The sequence below is a fragment of the Nonomuraea sp. NPDC003214 genome (assembly GCF_053590035.1).
In genome coordinates this window covers 219,479-241,228 of the sequence record NZ_JBSFSX010000009.1, presented here as the reverse complement: position 1 = coordinate 241,228, position 21,750 = coordinate 219,479, and the positions used below count along the sequence as shown (strand labels likewise).

Below are 21,750 nucleotides of genomic sequence, written 5' to 3'. Positions count from 1 at the left end.
CGTTGTTACCTTCCGGCGCCCCTCCCCGTCATATGAGCGACGGCCGCGGACGCGGGCCGACGACGAGATGGGACACCGGAATGCTGACGAACATCATGTACGTGACGATCCCCGTCACCGACCAGGACCGGGCGCTGAGGTTCTACACCGAAGGGCTCGGCCTGGAGAAGCGCATCGACTTCCCGGGGCCGGAGGGGCGCTTCCTCACCGTGGCCGTGGCCGACAGCCCGGTGCAGCTCCTCCTCTGGCCGCACGCCGGGCAGCCGGTCGAGAAGCAGCCGGACGCCGAGGCGGGCCTGCTCATCCTCGAGTCGGACGACCTGAGGAAGGATTTCGAGGTGTTCCGCCGGCGGGGCGTGACATTCGACCAGCCCGAGCCGGAGGATTATCCGTTCGGCGTGCGCATCGAGGCGGTGGACCCGGACGGCAACCGGATCTCCCTCCGCCAGCAGCGCCGCCCATGACCCACGAGCAAGCCGACCCGAGGAACGCCACAGGATGACTGACACCAGCCGGACGGACCTGCTGGCCGCGGCCTTCGAGGCCGAGCGCGACCGGCTGGGCGCGGTCGCCTACCGCGTGCTCGGCTCGCACGCCGACGCCGAGGACGTGGTCCAGGAGGCGTGGATGCGGCTGGCCCGCCAGGACACGACGGCCATCGCGAACCTGCCCGGCTGGCTCACCACCGTGGTCGGCCGGATCAGCCTGGACGTCCTGCGGTCCCGCCGGACCCGCCCCGAGGCGGCCTACGGGGACGGGCTGTCCGAGCTCGTGATCACCGTCGACGACGGCGACGAGCCCGGCGAGACCGTGTCGGTCGGCGACTCGGTGGGGCTCGCGCTGCTCGTCGTCCTGGACGTGCTCGGGCCCGGCGAGCGGTTGACGTTCGTGCTGCACGACCTGTTCGCGGTGCCGTTCGCGGAGATCGGGCAGATCCTGGGCAAGTCGGCCGACGCCACCAAGATGATCGCCAGCCGCGCCCGCAGAAAGGTACGGGCCGCCGAACGGCCGCTGATCGCCCGGCGCGAGCAGCGGCGGGTCATCAGGGCCTTCCGCGAGGCCGTCACGGACGGCGACTTCGAGGCGCTGCTGCGCGTGCTCGACCCGGACGTGAGGCTGACGGTCGACACCCCCGGCGGCGAGGTCGTCACCCTCGGCGCCACCGCCGTCGCCTCCGGCGCCCGGCTGTTCTCCGGCGCCGTCGCCCGCCACCGGGCCGTCCTCGTCAACGGCCTCCCCGGGTACGTCTCGTGGCGCGAGGACGGGACGCCGCTCTCGATCATCTCCTTCGCGGTCACCGACGACCGCATCACCGCCATCACCATCGTGGCCAACCCGCCCCGGCTCGCATCCATCCCCCTCCCCGCCCCTGCCTGAGCCGGTACCGGCCTCCCGATCGACCGGCCCCTCGGGGCGGCCACCCTGGGGGGCGCCCATCCTTGGGGGCGGCCATCCTTGGGGGCGGCCAGCCCTGGGGGCGGCCAGCCCTGGGGGCGGCCAGTCCATCCGGACCGCGCGCCTACCCTTCTCCGCTGGTCAGGGGCGCCGGGAGTCCGACCGGCCGCCGCTTCCGGAGGATCGGGCGGCGCTGTGGGCCGCCCAGCTCGCCGTGCGGCAGTCGGTGCGTCCTGGGCTCGACGACGCCCCTGGTCGCCGCCGCATCGGCCCCCACCCAGGCCCGGCTGGGGCCACGGTAGGGGTGCGGCTTCAAGGCCGCGGTGCACTGTGTCGGCGGCTCTCCGCCCAGGTGGTTGGCCATGCGGCGGTCGCGCGGCGCTCGGGGGTGCAGGGGGCCGGAGGCCCCTTGCCAAGGGGGTGTGGGGGAGCTCGGCTCCCCCACTGGACACAGCCCGAACCCATCGGGCGCGAAGCGCCCCCCGGTGAGGGCCATGCCGTCAGGGGAGGCGGTCGAAGACGAAGCCGAGGGAGCCGTTCATGCGCACCAGTGAGGCGCGCACCCCAAACACCTCCTCGATGAGCTCCGCCGTGAGCACCTCGCCCGGCGGCCCGCCGGCGACGATGCGGCCGGCCGACATCACGTACAGCCGGTCGCAGTACGCCGCCGCCTGGTTGAGGTCGTGGAGCACGGCCAGGGTGCTGACGTCGAGTTCGCGTACGAGGTGGAGGACTTCGAGCTGGTGCCGGATGTCGAGGTGCGAGGTGGGCTCGTCGAGGAGGAGCAGCCCGCTGCGCTGGGCGAGGGCGCGGGCGATGAGGACGCGCTGTTTCTCGCCGCCGGACAGGACGGCGTAGCGCCGGTCGGCGGCGTGGGCCATGCCGGTGCGGGCGAGGGCGTCGGCGCAGATGCGGTCGTCGTCGCGGGTGGTGCGGTCGAGGGCGCGTTTGTGTGGGGTTCGGCCCATGTGGACGACTTCGGAGACGGTGAAGTCGAGGTCGTCGGGGGTCTCCTGGGGGACGACGGCGACGCGGCGGGCGGCTTCGCGGGAGGGGAGGCGGGTGAGTTCGTCGCCGTCGACGGCGATGAGACCGGCGGTGGGGCGCAGGGCGCGGTAGACGGATCGCAGGAGGGTGGATTTGCCGCAGCCGTTGGGGCCGATGAGGCCGACGAGTTCGCGTTCGCCTACTTCGAGGTCGGCGCCCTGGACGATGGGGCGGCCGTCGAGGGCGACGCGGACGCCGGAGACGGTGAGTTTCATGCGCGCCTCCGCAGCAGCCAGAGGAAGAACGGCACGCCGAGCACGGCGGTGACGATGCTGAGGGCGAGTTCCTGGGGTGCGCTGATGGTGCGGGCGGCGAGGTCGACGAGCTGGAGGAAGACGGCGCCGAGCAGGGCGGTGACCGGGAGCATGCGCCGGTGGTCGGCGCCGACGAGCATGCGGGCGACGTGCGGCACGATGAGGCCGACGAACGCGATGGCGCCGGTGGCGGCGACCATGACGCCGACGAGCAGTGAGGTGATGACGAAGAGCTGGGCTCTGAAGAGGTGTACGGGGATGCCGAGGGAGAGGGCGGTCTCTTCGCCGGCGGTGAGCGCGTTGAGGCCGCGGTGCTGCACGAGGAGCAGGGCGAGGCCGATGATCATGACGGCGGCGGGGAGGGGCAGGTTCTCCCAGCGGGCGCCGCCGAGGCTGCCCATGAGCCAGAAGAGCACCTGCTGGGCGGCGCGTCCGCTCTGGGCCTGCTGGAGGACGAAGCTGTAGAGCGCCTGGAACAGGTAGGCGAGCGCGACTCCGGCCAGCACGAGCCGGGCGGGGGTGAGGCGTCCGCTGCGCTGGGCCAGCGCGTACACGAGGGCGAGGGCGAGCAGCGCGCCGAGGAAGGCGGCGGTCGGCAGTGAGAGGCCGCCGAGCACGGTGGGCCCGGCGATGAGCACGACGACGGCGCCGAAGGAGGCGCCGGAGGAGACGCCGAGCAGGAACGGGTCGGCGAGCGGGTTGCGCACGACGGCCTGGAGGACGGCGCCGACGACGGCGAGTCCGGCGCCGACGAGCAGGGCGAGGAGGGCGCGCGGGAGCCGGTAGGTCCAGACGATCTGTTCCTGGGCGGCGGTCCAGGTCTGCTCGACGGCGCCGGGGATCAGCCGGTTCACGATGATTCCCCAGCATTCGGCCACGCCGACGGGGACGGCGCCGATGCCGACCGACAGCAGTGTGGCCACCACGATGGCGGTGGCGAGGCCGAGGACGAGCAGGGAGAATCCGGTACGCCGCCGCCCGGTGGGTGGGGCGGCGGTCAACGCCTCGGTGCTCACTCCTTGAACGCCTCGGGGTGCAGGTGCCGGGCGATGTCGAAGACGGCCAGGACGTTGCGGTAGCCGGGGTGCGCGGCGGCGGCGGGGACGGGCAGGAACTCCTTCTTCGCGGCGAGCGGGCTGCCCTTGGTCATGCCGTACGCGAGGTCGGCCTTGGCCTTGGCGGCGGGCATGTTCTCGCCGCGCAGGTTGGCGTAGTCGAGGACGAGCAGCGCCTCGGGGTCGGAGGTGGCGACCTTCTCGACGCTGACCTCGGTGTAGTCGGCCTTGACGTCGGCGAGGACGTTGACGCCGCCGGCCAGGGTGATGAGCTGGTTCATGATGCCGGCGCCGCCGAAGGCGTTGACCGGGCCCTCGCCGCCGTCGGTGGCGAGCACGCGCTTGGGCGGCAGGTCCTTGACGCGGTCGCGGACGTCGTCGAGCCGGGCCTGGAGGTCGGCGACGACGGCTTCGGCCCGCTCCTCGACGCCGAAAATCTTGCCGAGGTTGCGCAGGTCGGTGAGCGTGTCCTCGACGGTGAACTCGAGCTGCTCCTGCGGGCTGCACCAGCCGCCCATGATGTAGACGGGCGCGCCGGCGGCGTCGAGCTCCTCGACGGTGGCGTAGCCGCCGGCGGCGTCGAAGCTGGCCATGCTGTTGTCGAGGACGAAGTCGGCGCCCTGCGACAGCATGATCTCCTTCTGCGGCAGCATGATCGTGCTGGAGATCTCGGGGATGGCGTCGTAGTGCTGCTTCTGGCCGGGCAGGAAGCCGTCGGGGCCGAGCTCGGTGAAGTTGGTGCGGGCGGCGACCTTGTCCTGGAGCCCGAGGGCGAGCAGCGTCTCCAGGGCGGGGTGGTAGCCGGTGACGACCTTGCTCGGCGGTTTGTCGAAGGTGAGGGTGCGGCCGCAGTTCTCGATGGTGACGTGCTTGCCGGCGGCTTGGGGTTGCGGGGCGGGCGCCGCCGCGCAGCCCGTCGCCAGGAGCAGCAGACCGGCGAGCCAGTAGCGCATGCGAGGACCTTCCAGAGTGGTACGGCGCGGCAGGGCGGACGGGTCCGCCCTGCCGCATAGCTCGCACCAATCTAGCAATTGCGAACTATTTGCAGCTATCGGGGCGTGATCTCCGCCGCCGACAGGTACTGGCCGTTGTGCCCGCGCGTCCCTTCCAGCCGTACGTAACGGGCGGTCACGGCGGGGAAGGCGACCGTCTTGAGCCGGGCGTCCAGCGCCCACGACCCGCTCGCGACCTTGGTGAACTCCTTGCCGTCGGCGCTGACGTAGACGTGGTAGTCGAGGATGGTGCCGTTCAGGTTGCCGTCGAAGCGCGGCTGGTAGTCCAGCGCGCTCACCTGCCGGGTCTCGCCCAGGTTGAGCGTGATCGACTGCGGCAGCGGGGTGAGCGGCTGATACTCCGAGTGCCAGAACGTCGCAATGTCGCCGTCCACGGCCAGCTCGGGCCCGTTGCCCGCGTGGAAGCTGGTGGCGTACACGGCGGGCTCGGAGCAGGTCTCGGTGACGGTGACGGGCACCTCGGTGGTCCCGGAGCCGGCCCGGACCGTCAGCCGGTGCTCGCCGGGCGGCGTGTCGCGGGGCGCGGTGACCTTGACCACGACGCCGCCGCCCTGCCCGGCGGGCACGTCGAGCGCGGCCGGGGCGGTGGCCGCGAGCGGCGCCGGGGCGTCGACGGTGACGGGCAGCGACACCGGCTCGCCGGTGTTGTTGACGGCCCGCACCACCACGTCGGCGACGCGGACGGCCAGCTCGCAGTGGTCGAGCGCGATGCGGGCGGGCGTCACCGCCTGCTGGACGTCCCGCCCGGCCGCGAGCAGCGCCCAGCTGAACGGCGCGTCGGCGTAGTAGTCGGACCGGCACGCGGGCGGCGCGGTCCCGGACCGCCCGGCGTCGAAGGCCGCCTTGCAGGCGGCCACGTCCGGCAGGTCGCGGTCGTAGCCCGCCGCCAGCACGTCGCCGCGGGCGAACAGGTAGCCGGTGAGCGGCCGCGCGTGCGCGTCCCCCTTGTCGAAGAGCGCGTCACTGTACGCCCCGGGCCCGGTCAGGCTCGACCAGAACGCCTGGGGCGCGCAGCCGGCCGCCTGGTCCTTGCTCGGCGTGGCGCAGCGGCCCGCCCGGAAGTCGCCGCCGAGCACCGTTACCTGGCCTCGGGCGCGCGGGAAGCGGTCGGCGAGCTGGGGCACGGCGGTGGCCGGGTCGCCGCCGGGGTGGGCGGCGAGCAGTGGCACCCGCAGCGTCCCGTCACGCCGGGCGGCGGCCACGTACGCCTGGTCCTCGTCCTGGACGCGGTGGAAGCCGCCGGGCTGTTCGGCGAGCATGGTGTCGGTGTTGAGGATGACGGCGTTCTCGCGGACGGCGCCGTCCGGCAGGAAGGCCGTGCGCTCCCCGGCGGCCATGACGCGATAGCGGTAGCCGGTGGCCTGGCTGAGCTTGGTGGCCAGGCGGCGGGCGCCGGGGCCGAGCACCTCGGTGAGCACCAGGGCGTCGGGCGCGGCTGGGACCTTCCCTGCCAGGCGGCGGGCGAAGGTGTCGAGGTCCCGGGTGTCGCGGGCGTCGGCGGGCCGTACCGAGTCCTGAAGGCCGGCCTGGACGACCAGCACCTGGCCGGCGGGGGTGGCGGGCAGGCGCGGGGCGCCGGTGGCGGGGACGGCGAGCGCGCCGAGGGCGAGGGCGGTCGCGGCGGCGATCCGTAGGTGTCTCATGGGGCCTCACACGTCCTGGAGGGCCGGGCGGCCGGACTCGACGGCGAACGACCTGCGGACCGAGGCGCCGCCGCCGGGCGTGGTGACCCGGTCGACGACCACGAAGTCCGTCCGCAGGAGGTCGCGGGACAGGGTGCAGCGCACGTATCCGCGCTGGCTGTTGAAGAACTTCAGGTGCGGGTTGGCGGCCAGCCACTCCTGGCCTCCGGCGGTCATGTCGGCGCCGTTGCCGCCGGAGCTGATGGAGGTGCCCATGAACTCGACGCCGACGGTCGCGGAGTCGGGGTTCGCCCAGTCGGCCTTGAGCTCGGCGGCGGAGTTGACGTGCGCGTCGCCGGTGATGACCACCGGGTTGGAGACGCGGCGGCGGGCGATCTCGGCCCAGAGGCGGTCGCGGCCGGCGGCGTAGCCGTCCCAGGTGTCGGGGTTGAGCTGCTGGAGCCCGGGGTCGGTGAGCCGGTCGAGCTGGAACATCTGGACCTGGTTGGCGATGAGGTTCCAGGTGCTGCGGGAGGAGGCCAGGCCGTCGGCGAGCCAGCGCTCCTGCTCGTGGCCGAGCATGGTGCGGTTCGGGTCGAGGCGCTGGGTGATGTTGGCGGGGCTGCGGAACTGCCGCTCGTCGAGGATGTGGAAGGTGGCCAGCCGGCCGTAGCGGAGCCGGTGGTGCAGCGACATGTCGGGGCCCTCGGGCAGGGTCGAGGGGCGCACCGGCTGGTTCTCGAAGTAGGCGCGGAAGGCGGCGGCGCGGCGGCGCAGGAAGTTCTCCGGCACCATGCGGGTGGGCGACAGGTCGGCGCCCCAGTTGTCCTCGACGTCGTGGTCGTCGACCATGAAGAACCAGGGCGCGACCGCGCGGGCGGCCTGGAGGTCGGGGTCGGAGTTGGTGAGCGCGTAACGCAGCCGATACTGCGAGAGCGTCATCACGGCGGCGTTGTGCGCGGCCGACAGCGGCGTCCTGCGCTGGCCGCCGGTGGCGCCGATGCCGTACTCGTAGATGTAGTCGCCCATGTGGCCGACCAGGTCGAGGTCCTGGGCCGCCAGGTCCTTGTAGGCGGTGTAGAAGCCGGCCTCCCACTGCTGGCAGGAGGCGAAGGCGAAGCGGATCTCGGGGGCGCTGCGCGGGTCGGGCGCGGTCTTGGTGCGGCCGACGGCGCTGGCGTCGCCGCCGACGGCGAACCGGTACCAGTATTCGCGACCCGGCCGCAGCCCGTTCACCTCGACGTGCACGGAGTGGGCGAGGTCGGGGTGGGCGGTGGCGGTGCCTTTGCGGATCACCCGGCGCATGCCGTCGTCCTCGGCGAGCTCCCAGCGGACCGGCACCCGCTCGCGCGGCATGCCGCCGAAGCCGTCGTCGGCCAGCGGCTCGGGGGCCAGCCTGGTCCACAGCACCACGCTGTCCGGGCGCGGGTCGCCGGAGGCGACGCCGAGCGTGAACGGGTTGGCGGGCAGCGCGGGCGCGGAGTCGGTCCAGCCGCTGGGCGCCTGGCTCAGGGCGGCGAGCCCGGCGAGGCCGGCGGCGTAGGAGAGGAGTTGTCTTCGGGAGGCGGGGGTCATCCGGTGTGCCTTTTCGTCGTTCCTGGGCCGTTCAGGGGCTGGGAAGGCGAAACCTCTCATGTGGTGATCAAACACCGAGGAACGCCGACACACCACAGGCGAGACGACAGGTGAACGAATGACCCCTAAGGGCTAGAAACGCCCCTTCTTGAACCTGCGCACGAAGATGTGCGTGTGCGAGCGGCTGAGCACCTCGACCTTCCGGCGGCGCGGATGCTCGTACATCGTGACCTTGAGGCACTTCAGCGTGACCCGGCGCGGCCCGCGCAGCGCGTCGAACGCGATCGTCTCGGTGTCGAAGCCGCGCCCGTCGTCGATGCCGATGCCGAGCTCGCGGCGGAACTTGAAGGAGCCCGGCGGGTTGAACGGCTTGGTCGCCACGATGGCCCGGTTGGCCTCGAACGGGCAGCGGACCAGCACCCGCACGTCGCTGTCCTGCCGGGGCCGCCGCGGCCTGATCTTCACCCCGGTCCACTCGTCGGTCCAGCGCAGCGGGCCGTGGTCGGCACGGGCCGGGGCCGGGGCAGTGACCTCGGCCGTCAGGCCGCCGGCCAGGCCGAGCGCCATGACGATTCCGATCCCAACGAACAGCCTCATGTTCTCCCCCATCGTCGGCGTTTCGGGGGGAGCTGATCAAGTATCGATTACTGTGAGTAGTGAATCAATCACTCTTCGAGAGGAGTCGCGGTGAACGACGGAAATGTGCTCCGCCGGTGTGCCGAGCGTAACTTCAAGGATCTCGACACCGATGGCGACGGCGCCCTGACCAGGGACGACTACGTGGCTCTGGCCGAGCGCCGGTGCGCCGCGGCCGGCGTCGCCCCCGGCAGCCCCCAGGGCCGGTCCGTCGTCGAGGCGTACGCGGCCACCTGGGCGTCGCACGCCAGGGCCATGGACCTCGACCACGACGAGCAGATCACGCTGGACGAGTACGTCCGGTCCTTCGAGTCGATGGTGCGCAGCGGCACGATGTCGCAGGTGCTCGCGCCGATGTTCCGGGCCACGTTCGAGCTGGCCGACCGCGACGGCGACGGCGCCCTGGCGGCCGAGGAGTTCAGGGCGCTGTGGAGCCGTCCCGCCGACGGCCTGGCGGCGGCCTTCCAGGAGGCCGACGCCGACGGCGACGGCCGCATCAGCTACGAGGAGTACGCGGACGTGCGGCACCGGCTGCTCGTCGGCGACGCCTGACGCGCGCGGCGGTCAGCCGCGGGGCAGGGCGAACCAGGTGGCCTTGCCCGTCCGGTCGGGGCTCGTGACGTAGCGCTGCGGGTGGCAGCCGTAGAAGCCGTCGGACAGCGCAGCCACGATGTGCAGGCCGCGCCCCCGCTCGGCGTCCAGGTCAGGCGGGCGCTGGGCGGGCAGCGGCCTGCCGCTGTCGACCACCACGCAGACGATCTCCTTCCGCCCGGCGTTCACGGCCAGCTCGTACGGCGCGTCGCCGTACAGCAGGGCGTTGGTGACCAGCTCGCTGGTCATCAGCACCGCATCGTCGACGAGGCCGGCGGGCAGGCCGAGCCCGGTCAGCAGGTCCCGGATGGTGGTGCGGGCGTGGCGCACGGCCAAGGCGTCGCCGGGCAGCGGCCATGCGTACTGGATTCGGCTCTGCGGAGCGGATCGCAGCATGTCGTCCCTTTCCTCAACCGGGCGGAGGGTGCCGTCCCCAACCTGTACGAACACAGGAGGTTGCCAGGTTGAACCCCCGGCTGTCCCGGGGAAGTGACAACTTCGCTACTGTCCGGCCAGGCCCGTGTGCGCCACGCCACGGATGATCTGGCGTTGAAACAGGACGAACACCACGAGGAGCGGCAGCCCGGCGAGCATGACCGAGGCCATGATCTGCGCGTACCTCAGGCCGAACGTGCCCTGGACGACGTTGGCCAGGCCGACCGGCAGGGTCATCGTGTTGGGGTCGGTCGAGACGAGGAACGGCCACAGGAAGTTGTTCCATGTGGTGATGAACGTGAAGATCGACACCGCGCCGAGCACCGGCCGCGACAGCGGCAGCACGATCCGGAAGAACACCCGCCAGCGCCCGGCCCCGTCCACGAACGCGGCCTGCTCCAGCTCCGGCGGCACGTCCTGGAAGAACTTGAACAGGATGTAGACGATCAGCGGCGCCGCCACCTGCGGCAGGATGATCGCCCACCAGGTGTCGACCAGCCCGAGCGAGACCATCTCGGCGAACAGCGGCGCGATCAGCACCTGCGGCGGCACCATGATCCCGGCCAGGATGAACCCGAGCAGCGCCCGCTGCCCCCTGAACCGGGTGCGGGCGAACCCGTAGGCGGCCATGGCCGACAGCAGCACGGTCAGGAAGGTGACGATGATCGAGGTGACCGCCGAGTTGATCGCCCACTTGACGATGCCGCCGGTGCCCAGGACCAGCGCGTACGCGTCGAGGGTGAGCTCGCTGCCGAACCAGCGCAGCGGCAGCAGCGTGGTCTCCGACTCGGGCTTCAGCGAGGTGGCCAGCCCCCAGGCGAACGGCGCGATCCACACGACGGCCAGGACGAGCGTGACGGCCAGCAGGACGAGCCTGCCCGGGCTGAACCGCTTGGTCATGACGCGACCTCCTCGCGCTTGCGGAACAGCCGGAGCTGCACCAGGGACACGACGACGATGATGACGAAGAGGATGTAGGAGACGGCCGAGGCGTAACCGATGCGGTAGCCGGTGAAGCCGACGTCGTAGGCGTACTCGATGATCGGCCGGGTGGAGTTCTCGGGGCCGCCGCCGGTCATCAGGTAGATCTGGTCGAAGACCTTGAGCGAGGCCAGCAGCTGCAGCACCACGATGAGCGCGGTGGTCCGGCTGAGCATCGGCAGGGTGATGGAGCGCAGCTTCTGCCAGGCGTTCGCCCCGTCGATGGCGGCGGCCTCGTACAGGTGCTGCGGGATCGACTGGAGCGCGGCCAGGTAGAGCAGGAAGTTGAAGCCGACGGTCCACCAGACGGTCGTCAGCACCATCGACCACATGGCCACGCCCGGGTCGCCGAGCCACAGCACGTCGGTGCCGAGGGTGCCGTTGAGCAGCCCGTATTCGGGCGGGTAGATCATCTGCAGCCACAGCACGGCGACCACGGCCGACGGCAGCAGGAACGGCCCGAAGAACGACAGCCGCCACAGCCACTGCATGAACCGCAGGTTGTGCACGAGCAGCGCGAACAGCAGGCCGAGCAGCACCAGCGGGACGGTGCTCAGCGCGGTGAAGACGAGCGTGTTCCACAGCGAGCGCCACATGAGCGGGTCGCCGAACGCCTCGGCGTAGTTGTCGAAGCCGACGAGCCGGTCGTTGGTGCCGGCGATGTTGACGCTGGAGAAGCTCATCCGGAGCCCGAGCAGTGTCGGCCAGACGAGGAAGGCGAGGTAGACGAGCAGGAAGGGGGCGACGAACAGCAGCCCGTGCTGGGTCCAGCTCCGGTGCACCCTGGCTTCGGCGACGGCGGTCGTCATCATCGCTCCTGGGCGGGGAAGGGGTTCGGGGCGGACATCAGCCGGGTCAGCGCGGCCTTGGCGTTGGCCAGCCCTTCCTCGGGGGTGCGCTCCCCGCTGATGACGGGGGAGAACGCCTCGCCGAACTCGATCCACAGCCGGGAGGCCGAGCCGGTGTACCAGACCTGCGGGTCGAGGGCGACGTCGGTGATGACCGAGCGGTACTCCGACTGCGGTTGCAGAGCCAGGTACTCGGGCTGCTGCAGGGTGGGCAGGTAGGCGGGCACGTGCCCGGCCACGGCCCAGTCGGCGCTGTTCTTGACCAGATAGGCGATGAACCGGTAGGTGGCCCGCTCCACCTCGGGGTCGCGGTGGCGCTGGTGGGGCAGCACGAACGCGTGGCAGTCGGCCTGCGCCGCCCCGCTGCCGAACACGCTGGGGAAGCGCGTCATGCTGAACGGCGTGCCGCGCTCCTTGAGCCCGGTGGTCTCCCAGTCGCCGTTCCACAGGAAGGCGGCCCGGTTGTTGGTGAACTTGGCGACCGAGGCCCCGTAGTCGGTGGTCGGGTCGCAGAGCCCTTCCTCGCCGAGCGTGCGCATGAACCGGAGCGCGGCCAGGGCCTTGGCGTCGTCGATGGTGATGCGGCTGCCGTCGTCGGAGAGGAGGGTGCCGCCGCTCTGCGGGTAGAGCGACCACCACACGCGCCACGGGCCGACGGTGCCGAGGCCGAGCGCGTCGAAGGTGAGCGGCGGCTGCCCGCCCATGGCGTCCTTGGCCTTGCGCAACGCGTCGAGCAGTTCGCCGGGGCCGGTGGTGGGGCGCAGCTTGCCGTCGGGGCCGAGCAGCCCGGCTTCGGAGCAGATGTCGGTGTTGTAGTACTGCACCATCGGGTGGGCGTCGAAGGGGACCGCGTACAGGGTGCCGTCGAGGTGGGCGCGTTCCCAGATGGGCGGGCTGAAGTCGGCTCCCCGCAGCCCGGCCTCGGCGAGCAGGTCCACGTCGATCGGGTCGAGGAGCCGGCCCGCGCCGATGCCGGCCAGCCTGGCCAGGTGGAAGGTGGCCAGGTCGGGTGAGCGGCCGCCGGCGCCCGCCATGGCGACCTTCGTGTAGTAGGGCTCGCCCCAGGCGAGCACGTTCTCCTCGACGAAGATCTCGGGATGCTGCTCGGCGAAGCCGCCGACCATCTGATGCATGATGATGCCGTCGCTCGCGCCGAGGAAGTGCCAGTACCTGACGCGGGTCTGCGACGAGCCGAGCCCTACGGGGAGTGCGCATCCTGCCGCGCCGGCGCCGAGGAGGGCGAGGCTGCCGCCGAGGAGGTTCCGGCGGCTGATGGTGGGGGGTGGGTCGTGCACAGTGGCCTCTTCTCGCCGGGCTGATCGAGGTGGCCACGAGTGTTAGCGATAACACAGGCGCTGTCAAGGCTTCCGCTGCAACCGCTTGCCGCACCCTTGACCCCACTTGCTGATAACGCTAACAATCGGGGGACCCCGGTATTGAGGAGCAGCCACGTGCAGACGGCACACCTGACGATCGACCCCGCGTTCCGGGTGGCCCCCGTGCGCCGCCGCACCTTCGGCGCCTTCGTCGAGCACCTGGGCCGATGCGTCTACGAGGGCATCTACGAGCCCGGCCACCCCGGCGCCGACGACGACGGGTTCCGGCGCGACGTCCTCGACCTGACCCGCGAGCTGGGCGTCACCACCGTCCGCTACCCCGGCGGCAACTTCGTCTCCGGCTACCGCTGGGAGGACGGCATCGGCCCCAAGTCTCGGCGCCCGCGCCGGCTCGACCTGGCCTGGCACAGCACCGAGACGAACGAGGTCGGCGTCGACGAGTTCATGCGCTGGTGCCGCAAGGCGGGCGTCGAGCCGATGATGGCCGTCAACCTCGGCACGCGCGGCATCGCCGAGGCGCTCGACCTGCTCGAATACTGCAACCACCCGTCCGGCACCGCCCTGTCGGACCTGCGCGTCGCCAACGGCGCCAAGGAGCCGCACGACATCCGCATGTGGTGCCTGGGCAACGAGATGGACGGCCCCTGGCAGACCGGGCACAAGACCGCCCGCGAGTACGGCAGGCTCGCCGCCGAGACCGGCCGCGCCATGCGCGTGCTGGACCGCGACCTGGAGCTCGTCGCCTGCGGCAGCTCCGGCTCGGGGATGCCCACGTTCGGCGCGTGGGAGGCGACCGTGCTGGAGGAGACGTACGACGTGGTCGACTACGTCTCCTGCCACGCCTACTACGAGGAGAAGAACGGCGACCTGGGCAGCTTCCTGGCCTGCTCGACCGACATGGAGTACTTCATCCGCTCGGTCGTCGCCACCGCCGACCACGTCGGGGCCCGGCTCAAGTCCCGCAAGCGCATCGACATCTCCTTCGACGAGTGGAACATCTGGTACCTGTCGCGCTTCCAGGCCGCCGAGCCGCCCGCCGACTGGCCGGTGGCGCCGCCGCTGCTGGAGGACCACTACCACCTGGCCGACGCGGTGGCCTTCGGCGGGCTGCTGATCACGCTGCTGCGCAACAGCGACCGGGTGACCGCCGCCTCGCTGGCCCAGCTCGTCAACGTGATCGCGCCGATCATGACCGAGCCGGGCGGCCGGGCCTGGCGGCAGACCACCTTCCACCCGTTCGCCCAGGCGTCGCGGCACGCGGCCGGCGACGTGCTGCGCGTCGAGCCGGTCTCACCGAGCTACGAGACCGCCGAGTACGGCGAGGTGCCGCTGCTGCACGCGGTGGCCACCCGCTCCGACGCGGGCGTGACGGTGTTCGCGGTCAACCGCTCGACGGACGCGCCGCTCTCGCTGGAGATCGACGCCCGCGCGCTGGGCGGCGCCCGCATCACGGCCGCGACCACGCTGACCGACGACGACGTGTACGCGCGCAACACCGCCGACGACCCTGACCGGATCGCCCCCCGCGCCAACCCGGACGTCGAGCACGACCCGATGCGGGTGCTGCTGCCGCCGGTGTCGTGGAACGTGATCCACCTGGCCTAGCGGGGCGGGGGCGCGGTGCTCTCGCGGACCACGAGCTGCGGCTCGACCAGCCGCCGCGCCCCTTCGCCCTTGCCCGCCATGCGGTCCAGCAGCAGGTGGAAGGCGTGCCTGCCGACCTCGCCGAAGTCCTGGCGCACGGTGGTGAGCGGGGGCGAGTAGTAGGCCGACTCGGGCACGTCGTCGAAGCCCACGACGCTCACGTCCTCGGGCACCCGGCGGCCGGCCTCGCGCAGGGCGCGCAGCATGCCGAGCGCCATCTGGTCGTTGCCCACGAACACGGCGGTCACCGCCGGGTCGGCGGCCAGCCGCCTGCCCAGCTCGTAGCCGGAGCGCGGGGACCAGTCGCCGCGCAGCGGCTCGTGCACCGGCCGGTCGTGGTCCTCCAGCACCGCCCGCCAGCCGTCGATCCGGTAGTTGGCGTCGAGCCAGTCGACCGGCCCGCCCAGGTGCCACACGCTCTCGTGGCCGAGGTCGAGCAGGTGGCGGGTGACGTGCTCGGCGCCGGCCCGCTGGTCGACGGTGACCACCGGGACCGGGATGTCCTCCCCCGCGTCGACCGCCACCACGGGCAGGTCGGGCGGCAGGTGGCGCAGGCCGTCGGCGGCCGACTCGTGCGGGGCGAGAATGACGACGCCGTCGACCGACTGGGAACGCAGCCGGTGCACGGCCTCCTCGATGGAGTGCCGGCTCAGCAGGCTCAGGCTGGCGATGCTCACGCTGTAGCCGCTGAGCCTGGCGGTCTGCTCGATGCAGTAGAGCGTGGACGCCGGGCCGTACAGGGTGGTGTCGATGCTGACCACGCCGAGCACGCCGGAGCGGCCGGTGACGAGCTGGCGCGCGGCCGAGTTGGGCCAGTAATCAAGCTCGCGCACGGCGGCGAGGACGCGCTCGCGCGTCTCGGCGCGCACCCGGTCGGGCTTGTTGAGCACCCGGGAGACCGTCATCGCCGAGACCCCCGCCAGTGCGGCGACGTCCCCCAGCACCGCCGGCCTGGTGCGCGGGCTGCGTTCGTCGGACTTCCCGGCCATGGCCGCTCACCCCCTTGCCGATAACGCTAACAGGACAGGGCCGGTTTCAGCGCCCTGTTATCTCCATCAATCGATTGATAAGTTCGGGCCATGACCACCCCAGCGGAGACGATCCTCAAGGTCGCGACGGAGCTGTTCGCGGCGCACGGCTACGCGGGCACCTCCACCAGGCGGATCGCCGAGGCCGCCGGGCTCAACATCGCCACCGTCAACTACCACGTGGGCGGCAAGCGGGAGCTCTACCTGGCGGTGATGGAGCACGCCCACCGGGCCGAACGCGAGGCGCTGGAGGCGGCGCTGGCCGAGCTGCCCGGCGACGACCCGGTGGCCGCCATCCACGGCCTGATCGACGCCTACCTCGACTTCTGCGTGGCCCGCCCCGAGGTGCCCGCGCTGTGGATGCACCGGTGGCTGTCCGACGCCGGCGACGTCAACGAGCTGGAGCGGCGCTACGTCCTGCCGCTGGTCGGCGCCGTCGCCGCCGCGCTGCGGCCCTCGGTCGAGTCGCGGCTCATCGACCCCGGCCTCGACCTGGAGTACGCGGTGTGGTCGGTGGTCTGGTGCGTCCACGGCTTCGCCAAGGGCGGCGTGCTCGACGCCGACGGCCGCCGCCGGGGCGCGGGCGACCGCGAGGCGCTGCGCCGCTTCCGCGCCCATCTGCACCTGTCGCTGCACCGCACGCTCGGCCTGCCGGGCCAGGCGCCGTGACGACCGCCGGACGCCTCGGGCGCGGGCGGCTGCTCGGCTACGGCGCGGGCTCGGTCGGCACCGGCGTCTTCTCCGCCGTGCCGGGACTGCTGCTGCTCTACTACCTGACCGACATGCTCGGCGTGCCCGCCGCCGTGGCCGGGGCCGTGCTGGTGACGCCGAAGATCTGGGACGTGCTGCTCAACCCGCTCGTCGGCGCGTGCAGCGACCGCGAGGCCGTGCGCACCGGGCGGCGGACCCGGCTGCTGCTGGCGGGCTCGGCGGCGCTGCCGGTGACGTTCGCGCTGATGTTCGCCGTGCCCGGCGACGTGCCCGGCTGGCTGTGGGCGGGCGGCGCGTTCCTGCTTGCGGCCTCCGCGTTCGCCTGCTTCCAGGTGCCGTACGTGGCGCTGCCCACCGAGATGTCGGCCTCCCCCGCCGAACGCACCCGGATCATGTCCTGGCGGGTGGTCTGCCTGACCGTCGGCATCCTCGTCGCCGGCGGGCTGGCCCCGGCCGTGGTCGACCTGGCCGGCGGCGGCCGGGGCGGCTACGCGGTCATGGGCGTCACCGTGGCCGCCGTGATGGCGGTCGCGCTGGTCACCGCGACGCTGTCCACCCGCTGGGTCGACTCGCGGCCCGGCCCGCGCCCGCTCGGCGTCGTGGCCGCCTTCCGGCTGGCGCGCGGCAACGCCGCCTTCTTCGCGCTGCTCGCCGCGTTCGTCACGCAGGCGCTTGGCGTGGCCGTCATGCTGGCGGGCGCGCCGTACGTGGCCTCCTACCGGCTGGGCGACTACGGGCTGACGACCGTGCTGTTCGTCTGCCTCGTCGCCCCCAGCACGGCCGCCGTGCCGGTGTGGGCCCGGCTGTCCCGGCGGCACGGCCCGGTGCGCTGCTACCTGGTGGCCACGGTCGGCTTCGGACTGGTCGCGCTCGCGCTCGTGCCCGCCGTCCAGGCCCGCTCGCTCACCGCCACGCTGGCGCTCGTCGCGGTCGCCGGCGTCTGCTACGCCGCGCTGCAGCTCCTGCCGCTCGCCATGCTGCCCGACACCGTGCACGCCGACAGCGCCCGTACGGGACACGCGCAGGCGGGCGCGTTCACCGGGCTATGGACGGCGGGCGAGACCGCCGGGCTGGCGCTCGGCCCCGGGCTGTTCGCTCTCGTGCTCACGCTGTCCGGGTTCGCCTCCGCTCCCGCCGAGACGCCCGTTGCCCAGGAGCCGGCCGCGCTGACCGGGCTGCTGCTCGGCTTCACCGCGCTGCCCGCCGTGCTCATGCTGCTCAGCCTGCCGTTCATCGCCCGCTACGGGCGGCTCGCCCGAATCAAGGAGACCCTGTGAACCTGCCCGCGACCGGACGCACGCCCGAGGACCTGCTGGCCGAGCTCGCCACGCTCAGGGAGCACGACCTGCCGGTGCGCGGCGGCCAGGTGACGTCGTACGTGTACGACACCGGGCGGCCCGAGGTGCACGAGGCGGCGGCCCGCGGCTACATGGAGATGCTGGAGGTCAACAGCCTCGACCCGACCGCCTTCCCGAGCATCGTGGAGATGGAGAAGCAGGTCGTCGGCGCCGTCGCCGACCTGCTCGGCGGCGGCCACGGCATCTTCACCAGCGGCGGCACCGAATCGATCATGCTGGCGGTCAAGGCCGCCCGCGACGCCGCCGGGCGGGCCCGGCCCAACCTGGTGGCGCCCGTCACCGCGCACCCCGCCTTCCACAAGGCCGCCCACTACCTGGGGCTGGAGGTCAGGGCGGTGCCCGTGGACCTCGGCACGTACAAGGTGCCCGTCCAGGCCGTCGCCGACGCGATCGACGAGGACACCGTGCTGGTCGTCGTGTCCGCGCCCGCCTACCCGCAGGGGGTGATCGACCCGGTCGAGGAGGTCGCCGCCGTCGCCGCGTCGGCCGGGGTGCGCTGCCACGTCGACGCCTGCGTGGGCGGGTGGCTGCTGCCGTGGCTGCGCGAGGCCGGGGCGGACGTGCCGCCGTTCGACCTGTCGGTGCCGGGCGTGACGTCGATCTCGTGCGATCTGCACAAGTTCGGGTACGCGCCGAAGGGGGCGTCAGTGGTGCTGTTCGCCGACCCGGCGCTGCGGCGCCGGGCCTACTTCGCGTCCGCCGCCTGGCCCGGCTACACGATCATCAACGCCACCGTGCAGAGCTCGCGCACCGCCGGGCCGCTCGGCGGCGCCTGGGCCACCCTCCAGGCGCTCGGCCGTGACGGCTACCTGGAGCTCGGCCGGACCACGCTGGAGGCCGCCGCCCGGCTGCGCAAGGGGATCGCCGGGATCGACGGGCTGCGGGTGCTCGGCGAGCCGGAGTCCACGCTGATCGCCTTCACCGGAGACGACGTGGACGTGTTCGTCCTGGCCGACGAGGCGCGGGCGCGCGGCTGGTTCCTGCAACCACAGCTCTCCTACGCGGGCATCCCGGCGAACCTGCACATCACGGTCACCGGCGTGACGCTCGCCGGGGTGGACGCCATGCTGGAGGTCATCGCCGAATCGGCCGCCGCCGCCCGGCGCATCGGCCCCGCCACCCTGCCCGACGGCCTCGTCGACCTGATCGCCGGCCTCGACCTGGACGCCCTGGACGACGCCGCCTTCGCCGAACTGGCCGCCTCCGTCGGCGTCGACCTGCGCCCCGGCGCCGGGCAGCCCCGCATGGCCGTGGTCAACACCGTCCTGGACGCCCTCCCGGCCCCCGTCCGCGAGTCCGTCCTGGTCCGCTTCCTGTCGGTGATCTACGGCTGACGCCGCCGCGCTCACTAGCATGCTCAGCGACGAGAACCTGATCCACCTGCGAGGAGTGGCGGCATGTTCGAGAAGTTCACCGGACGGGCGCGGCGCGTCCTCATCCTGGCCCAGGAAGAGGCCAGGATGCTCAGCCACAACTCCATCGGCGGCGAGCACCTCCTGCTCGGCCTGATCCATGAGAACGAGGGCCTGGGCGCCCATGTCCTCAAGAGCCTGGGCCTCACCCTTGAGGGGCTGCGCTCCCAGGTCGCGGAGAGCAGGGGCCGGGACGGGCAGCCCGCGCAGGGCTACCTGCCGTTCACCCCGCCGGCCGAGCAGGCGCTCAAGGCGGCGCACGAGGAGGCCGTGCGGCGCGGCCTCGACTACGTCGGCACCGAGCACCTCCTGCTCGGCCTCGTCCGCGACGGTGCGAGCCCGGGCGCCCAGGTGCTGGTCAAGCTCGGCGTCGACCTCGGCCGGGTCGAGCGCGCCGTGGACGAGTTCGTCCAGCGGACGCTCGGTTCAGCGGTCGTTGACGCAGCGCAGGACCGGGGGTGAGGTCAGGGCGTCCGGGTCCAGCGATTCGCCCGACGTCACGTGGAAGGTCGCCGTCTCGCCCGGCAGGAGGGTGACGAGCAGGTCGTCCACCGAGGCCGCCGGGTCGAGGCGGTCGGGGAAGAGCGCCAGGTCGCGCAGGACCGTGCGGGCGGTGACCGTGACCCGGTAGCCGCCGTCCACCGGCTCGGCGCTCGCGTCGTAGGCCGCCGGGGGGAACGCCACGGCCGGGTCCTCGGCGAAGAACGCCACGGTGCGCCGGTCGCCGAGCGAGGCCGTGAGCAGCTCGCCCGACGGGTCGTCCGGCGCCGACAACGCGGGCGGCAGCGGCACCCGGACGACCGAGCGCGGCCCGGCCTCGACCGGGACCGACTCCTTGGCCAGCGGTTCGCCGGCGAGGGTCCGGCGGACCAGCAGCAGCTCGCCGCGCCACGCCACGCCGCCGCCGTTGACCACCGCCACCTCGTCCCCCTGCACGCTGAGCAGCCGGTCGGCGTAGACGCGGCGGAGCGCGTACCAGAGGGGCTTGCGGCGGCCGTCGCCGTCGACGGCGGCCCACGAGGTGACCGGCCAGCAGTCGTTGAGCTGCCACACGATCGTGCCCATGCAGTGCGGCGCGAGCGCGCGGAACCGCTCGATGCCGAACGTCATGGCCCTGGCCTGGTTGAGCTGGGTCAGGTAGTGCCAGTCGTCGAACGAGCCGGGCCGGGGCAGGTGGTCGCCGAGTCCGCGCAGCAGCTTGGCGTTGCCGTCGTCGGCCTTCTGGTGGTGCAGCACCAGCGGCGCGTCGGCGGCCAGCTCGCCGGAGACGGCGCGGCGCAGCGTGGCGTACGCGGGCGGGCCCTGGAAGCCGAACTCGGCGACGAACCGGGGCGTGTAGGCGGCGTAGCGGGTGTAGTCCTCGCGGTTCCACACGTCCCAGATGTGGATGGTGCCGCTCGACGGGTCCTGCGGGTGCCGGCCCGGGTCGGCGGAGAACGGGCTGCCCGGGATGTACGGGCGGGTGGGGTCCAGCTCGGCGACGATCGACGGCAGCAGGTCGTGGTAGAAGCCGCCGCCCCAGCTCCGGCCCTCCAGCGGCTCCTGCCAGGACCAGTCGGCGTACCCTTCCAGGTTCTCGTTGTTGCCGCACCACAGCACCAGGCCGGGGTGCGGGGCCAGCCGGGTGACCTGCTCGCGGGCCTCGGCGGTCACCTCGGCGCGGAACGGCTCCTCCTCCGGGTAGGCGGCGCAGGCGAACGGGAAGTCCTGCCACACCATCAGCCCCAGCTCGCCGGCCAGGTCGTAGAAGTCCTCGCTCTCGTACAGCCCGCCGCCCCACACCCGCAGCAGGTTGACCCCGGCGTCCACGGCCTGGGCGAACCGGGCGGCCAGGCGTTCGCGGGTGACGCGGCTGGGGAAGCAGTCGTCGGGGATCCAGTTGACGCCCTTGACGAACACCGGCTCCCCGTTGACCGACAGCCGGAACGCGTCCCGGTCCAGCTCGACGCTCCGGAAGCCGATCTTCCGCTGCCAGCGGGACCCGCCGAGCCGCACGGTCAGCTCGTACCGGTGCGGCTCGCCGTAGCCGCGAGGCGACCAGAGCAGCGGGTCCGGCACGGACAGGGAGACGACGGCGGTGCGCTGCCCGGCGGCGAGCGGCACCTCGGCGCTGACCCCGGCCACGTCGGCGGTGAGCGTGAGCGGCGCCTCGGTGGCGCGCTCGACGCGCACGTGCACGTCCACCACGCCGGCCGGGCCGTCCAGCCGCACCTGCGGGCGGACCTCGGCCAGCCGGGCGCCGCTCCAGCTCTCCAGCCCGATCGGCCGCCAGATCCCGGCCGTGACCAGCGCGGGCCCCCAGTCCCAGCCGAAGTTGCAGGCCATCTTGCGCACGAACGGGTACGGGGCCGCGTAGGCGCCGGGCCGGAAGCCGAGCCGTTCGCGCAGCGCCTCGGCGTGGGCGACGGCCGGCTCGAACGTCACGGTGAGCGTGTTGGCGCCCTCGCGCAGCAGGTGGCGCACCGGGAACCGGTAGGAGCGGTGCTGGTTGGCGGTGCTGCCCACGGTGACGCCGTTGAGCGTGACCGTGGCGACCGTGTCGAGGCCGTCGCACACCAGATCGGTGCGCTCGTGCTCGTCGGCCTGCCAGGTGAGGACCGTCGTGTACGCCCAGCGGGTGTCGCCGATCCAGGCCAGCCGGTTCTCGTTGTCGTCCAGGTAGGGGTCGTCGATGAGGCCGGCGGTCAGCAGGTCGGTGTGCACGCAGCCGGGCACGCTCGCGGGCACGTCCGTCGGTCCGGCGTCGCGCGGGATGGCCGACAGGGTCCAGCCGTCGTGCAACGGTCGGTACGCGCTCAAGTAGGTCTC

General features: G+C 72.7%; 20 protein-coding genes. 8 read left to right on the top strand and 12 right to left on the bottom strand.

Features of this window, described 5'->3' with window-relative positions:
• Positions 1-80: 80 nt before the first annotated feature.
• Complete coding sequence (locus tag ACWDXC_RS29045) at positions 81-464, top strand: VOC family protein (protein WP_357583241.1); 384 nt, start codon at positions 81-83, stop codon at positions 462-464.
• A gap of 34 nt (positions 465-498) precedes the next feature.
• On the top strand, positions 499-1,377 hold the full coding sequence (locus tag ACWDXC_RS29040; RefSeq protein ID WP_449986884.1) for a sigma-70 family RNA polymerase sigma factor: 879 nt from the start codon (positions 499-501) through the stop codon (positions 1,375-1,377).
• 518 nt (positions 1,378-1,895) lie between these two features.
• Here the strand turns inward: ACWDXC_RS29040 and ACWDXC_RS29035 are convergent.
• The 6 genes from ACWDXC_RS29035 to ACWDXC_RS29010 form a co-directional block, all read right to left on the bottom strand.
• On the bottom strand, positions 1,896-2,657 hold the full coding sequence (locus ACWDXC_RS29035) for an ABC transporter ATP-binding protein (protein ID WP_364171410.1): 762 nt from the start codon (positions 2,655-2,657) through the stop codon (positions 1,896-1,898).
• A complete protein-coding gene (locus ACWDXC_RS29030; RefSeq protein WP_449986882.1) occupies positions 2,654-3,697 on the bottom strand; it encodes a FecCD family ABC transporter permease in 1,044 nt (347 codons plus the stop codon). The genes ACWDXC_RS29035 and ACWDXC_RS29030 overlap by 4 nt, the downstream gene beginning before the upstream one ends.
• Positions 3,698-3,708: 11 nt before the next feature.
• A complete protein-coding gene (locus ACWDXC_RS29025; RefSeq protein ID WP_357583237.1) occupies positions 3,709-4,704 on the bottom strand; it encodes an ABC transporter substrate-binding protein in 996 nt (331 codons plus the stop codon).
• Positions 4,705-4,799: 95 nt separating this feature from the next.
• Positions 4,800-6,407, bottom strand: coding sequence for a discoidin domain-containing protein (locus ACWDXC_RS29020; RefSeq protein ID WP_449986880.1), 1,608 nt, complete (start codon positions 6,405-6,407; stop codon positions 4,800-4,802).
• Between the two features lie 6 nt (positions 6,408-6,413).
• Positions 6,414-7,961, bottom strand: coding sequence for an alkaline phosphatase D family protein (locus ACWDXC_RS29015; protein WP_449986879.1), 1,548 nt, complete (start codon positions 7,959-7,961; stop codon positions 6,414-6,416).
• 132 nt (positions 7,962-8,093) lie between these two features.
• On the bottom strand, positions 8,094-8,558 hold the full coding sequence (locus ACWDXC_RS29010) for a hypothetical protein (RefSeq protein ID WP_364171403.1): 465 nt from the start codon (positions 8,556-8,558) through the stop codon (positions 8,094-8,096).
• 90 nt (positions 8,559-8,648) lie between these two features.
• Here ACWDXC_RS29010 and ACWDXC_RS29005 point away from each other — a divergent pair, with 90 nt between their 5' ends.
• Positions 8,649-9,149: an EF-hand domain-containing protein gene (locus ACWDXC_RS29005; protein WP_449986877.1), complete on the top strand. Its 501-nt coding sequence runs from the start codon at positions 8,649-8,651 to the stop codon at positions 9,147-9,149.
• A gap of 12 nt (positions 9,150-9,161) precedes the next feature.
• On the opposite strand, the gene ACWDXC_RS29000 is transcribed toward ACWDXC_RS29005, so the two are convergent.
• From ACWDXC_RS29000 to ACWDXC_RS28985, 4 genes are all read right to left on the bottom strand, one after another.
• Complete coding sequence (locus ACWDXC_RS29000) at positions 9,162-9,584, bottom strand: ATP-binding protein (RefSeq protein ID WP_375074283.1); 423 nt, start codon at positions 9,582-9,584, stop codon at positions 9,162-9,164.
• A 105-nt stretch (positions 9,585-9,689) separates the two neighbouring features.
• Positions 9,690-10,523 carry a carbohydrate ABC transporter permease gene (locus ACWDXC_RS28995; RefSeq protein ID WP_449986875.1) on the bottom strand — a complete coding sequence of 278 codons (834 nt, stop codon included), beginning with the start codon at positions 10,521-10,523 and terminating at the stop codon, positions 9,690-9,692.
• Positions 10,520-11,416 carry a carbohydrate ABC transporter permease gene (locus ACWDXC_RS28990; RefSeq protein ID WP_449986873.1) on the bottom strand — a complete coding sequence of 299 codons (897 nt, stop codon included), beginning with the start codon at positions 11,414-11,416 and terminating at the stop codon, positions 10,520-10,522. The genes ACWDXC_RS28995 and ACWDXC_RS28990 overlap by 4 nt, the downstream gene beginning before the upstream one ends.
• Positions 11,413-12,747 carry an extracellular solute-binding protein gene (locus ACWDXC_RS28985; protein WP_449986872.1) on the bottom strand — a complete coding sequence of 445 codons (1,335 nt, stop codon included), beginning with the start codon at positions 12,745-12,747 and terminating at the stop codon, positions 11,413-11,415. The genes ACWDXC_RS28990 and ACWDXC_RS28985 overlap by 4 nt, the downstream gene beginning before the upstream one ends.
• Before the next feature lie 156 nt (positions 12,748-12,903).
• Between ACWDXC_RS28985 and arfA the strand changes: the two genes are divergently transcribed.
• Positions 12,904-14,394 carry an arabinosylfuranosidase ArfA gene (gene arfA / locus ACWDXC_RS28980; RefSeq protein WP_449986870.1) on the top strand — a complete coding sequence of 497 codons (1,491 nt, stop codon included), beginning with the start codon at positions 12,904-12,906 and terminating at the stop codon, positions 14,392-14,394.
• On the opposite strand, the gene ACWDXC_RS28975 is transcribed toward arfA, so the two are convergent.
• A complete protein-coding gene (locus tag ACWDXC_RS28975) occupies positions 14,391-15,422 on the bottom strand; it encodes a LacI family DNA-binding transcriptional regulator (protein WP_357583225.1) in 1,032 nt (343 codons plus the stop codon). The genes arfA and ACWDXC_RS28975 overlap by 4 nt on opposite strands.
• Positions 15,423-15,512: 90 nt before the next feature.
• Between ACWDXC_RS28975 and ACWDXC_RS28970 the strand changes: the two genes are divergently transcribed.
• The 4 genes from ACWDXC_RS28970 to ACWDXC_RS28955 all read left to right on the top strand — a co-directional run bounded on the left by ACWDXC_RS28970 (position 15,513) and on the right by ACWDXC_RS28955 (position 19,404).
• Positions 15,513-16,130 (top strand): TetR/AcrR family transcriptional regulator, encoded by a 618-nt coding sequence (locus ACWDXC_RS28970; RefSeq protein ID WP_375074281.1) that lies wholly within the window; start codon positions 15,513-15,515, stop codon positions 16,128-16,130.
• Positions 16,127-17,449: an MFS transporter gene (locus ACWDXC_RS28965; RefSeq protein ID WP_449986868.1), complete on the top strand. Its 1,323-nt coding sequence runs from the start codon at positions 16,127-16,129 to the stop codon at positions 17,447-17,449. Before ACWDXC_RS28970 ends, ACWDXC_RS28965 begins: the two co-directional genes overlap by 4 nt.
• A complete protein-coding gene (locus ACWDXC_RS28960) occupies positions 17,446-18,864 on the top strand; it encodes a pyridoxal phosphate-dependent decarboxylase family protein (protein ID WP_449986866.1) in 1,419 nt (472 codons plus the stop codon). Before ACWDXC_RS28965 ends, ACWDXC_RS28960 begins: the two co-directional genes overlap by 4 nt.
• A 63-nt stretch (positions 18,865-18,927) precedes the next feature.
• On the top strand, positions 18,928-19,404 hold the full coding sequence (locus ACWDXC_RS28955) for a Clp protease N-terminal domain-containing protein (RefSeq protein ID WP_449986864.1): 477 nt from the start codon (positions 18,928-18,930) through the stop codon (positions 19,402-19,404).
• On the opposite strand, the gene ACWDXC_RS28950 is transcribed toward ACWDXC_RS28955, so the two are convergent.
• A complete protein-coding gene (locus ACWDXC_RS28950) occupies positions 19,369-21,741 on the bottom strand; it encodes a glycoside hydrolase family 2 protein (protein WP_449986862.1) in 2,373 nt (790 codons plus the stop codon). The genes ACWDXC_RS28955 and ACWDXC_RS28950 overlap by 36 nt on opposite strands.
• Between the last annotated feature and the right edge of the window lie 9 nt (positions 21,742-21,750).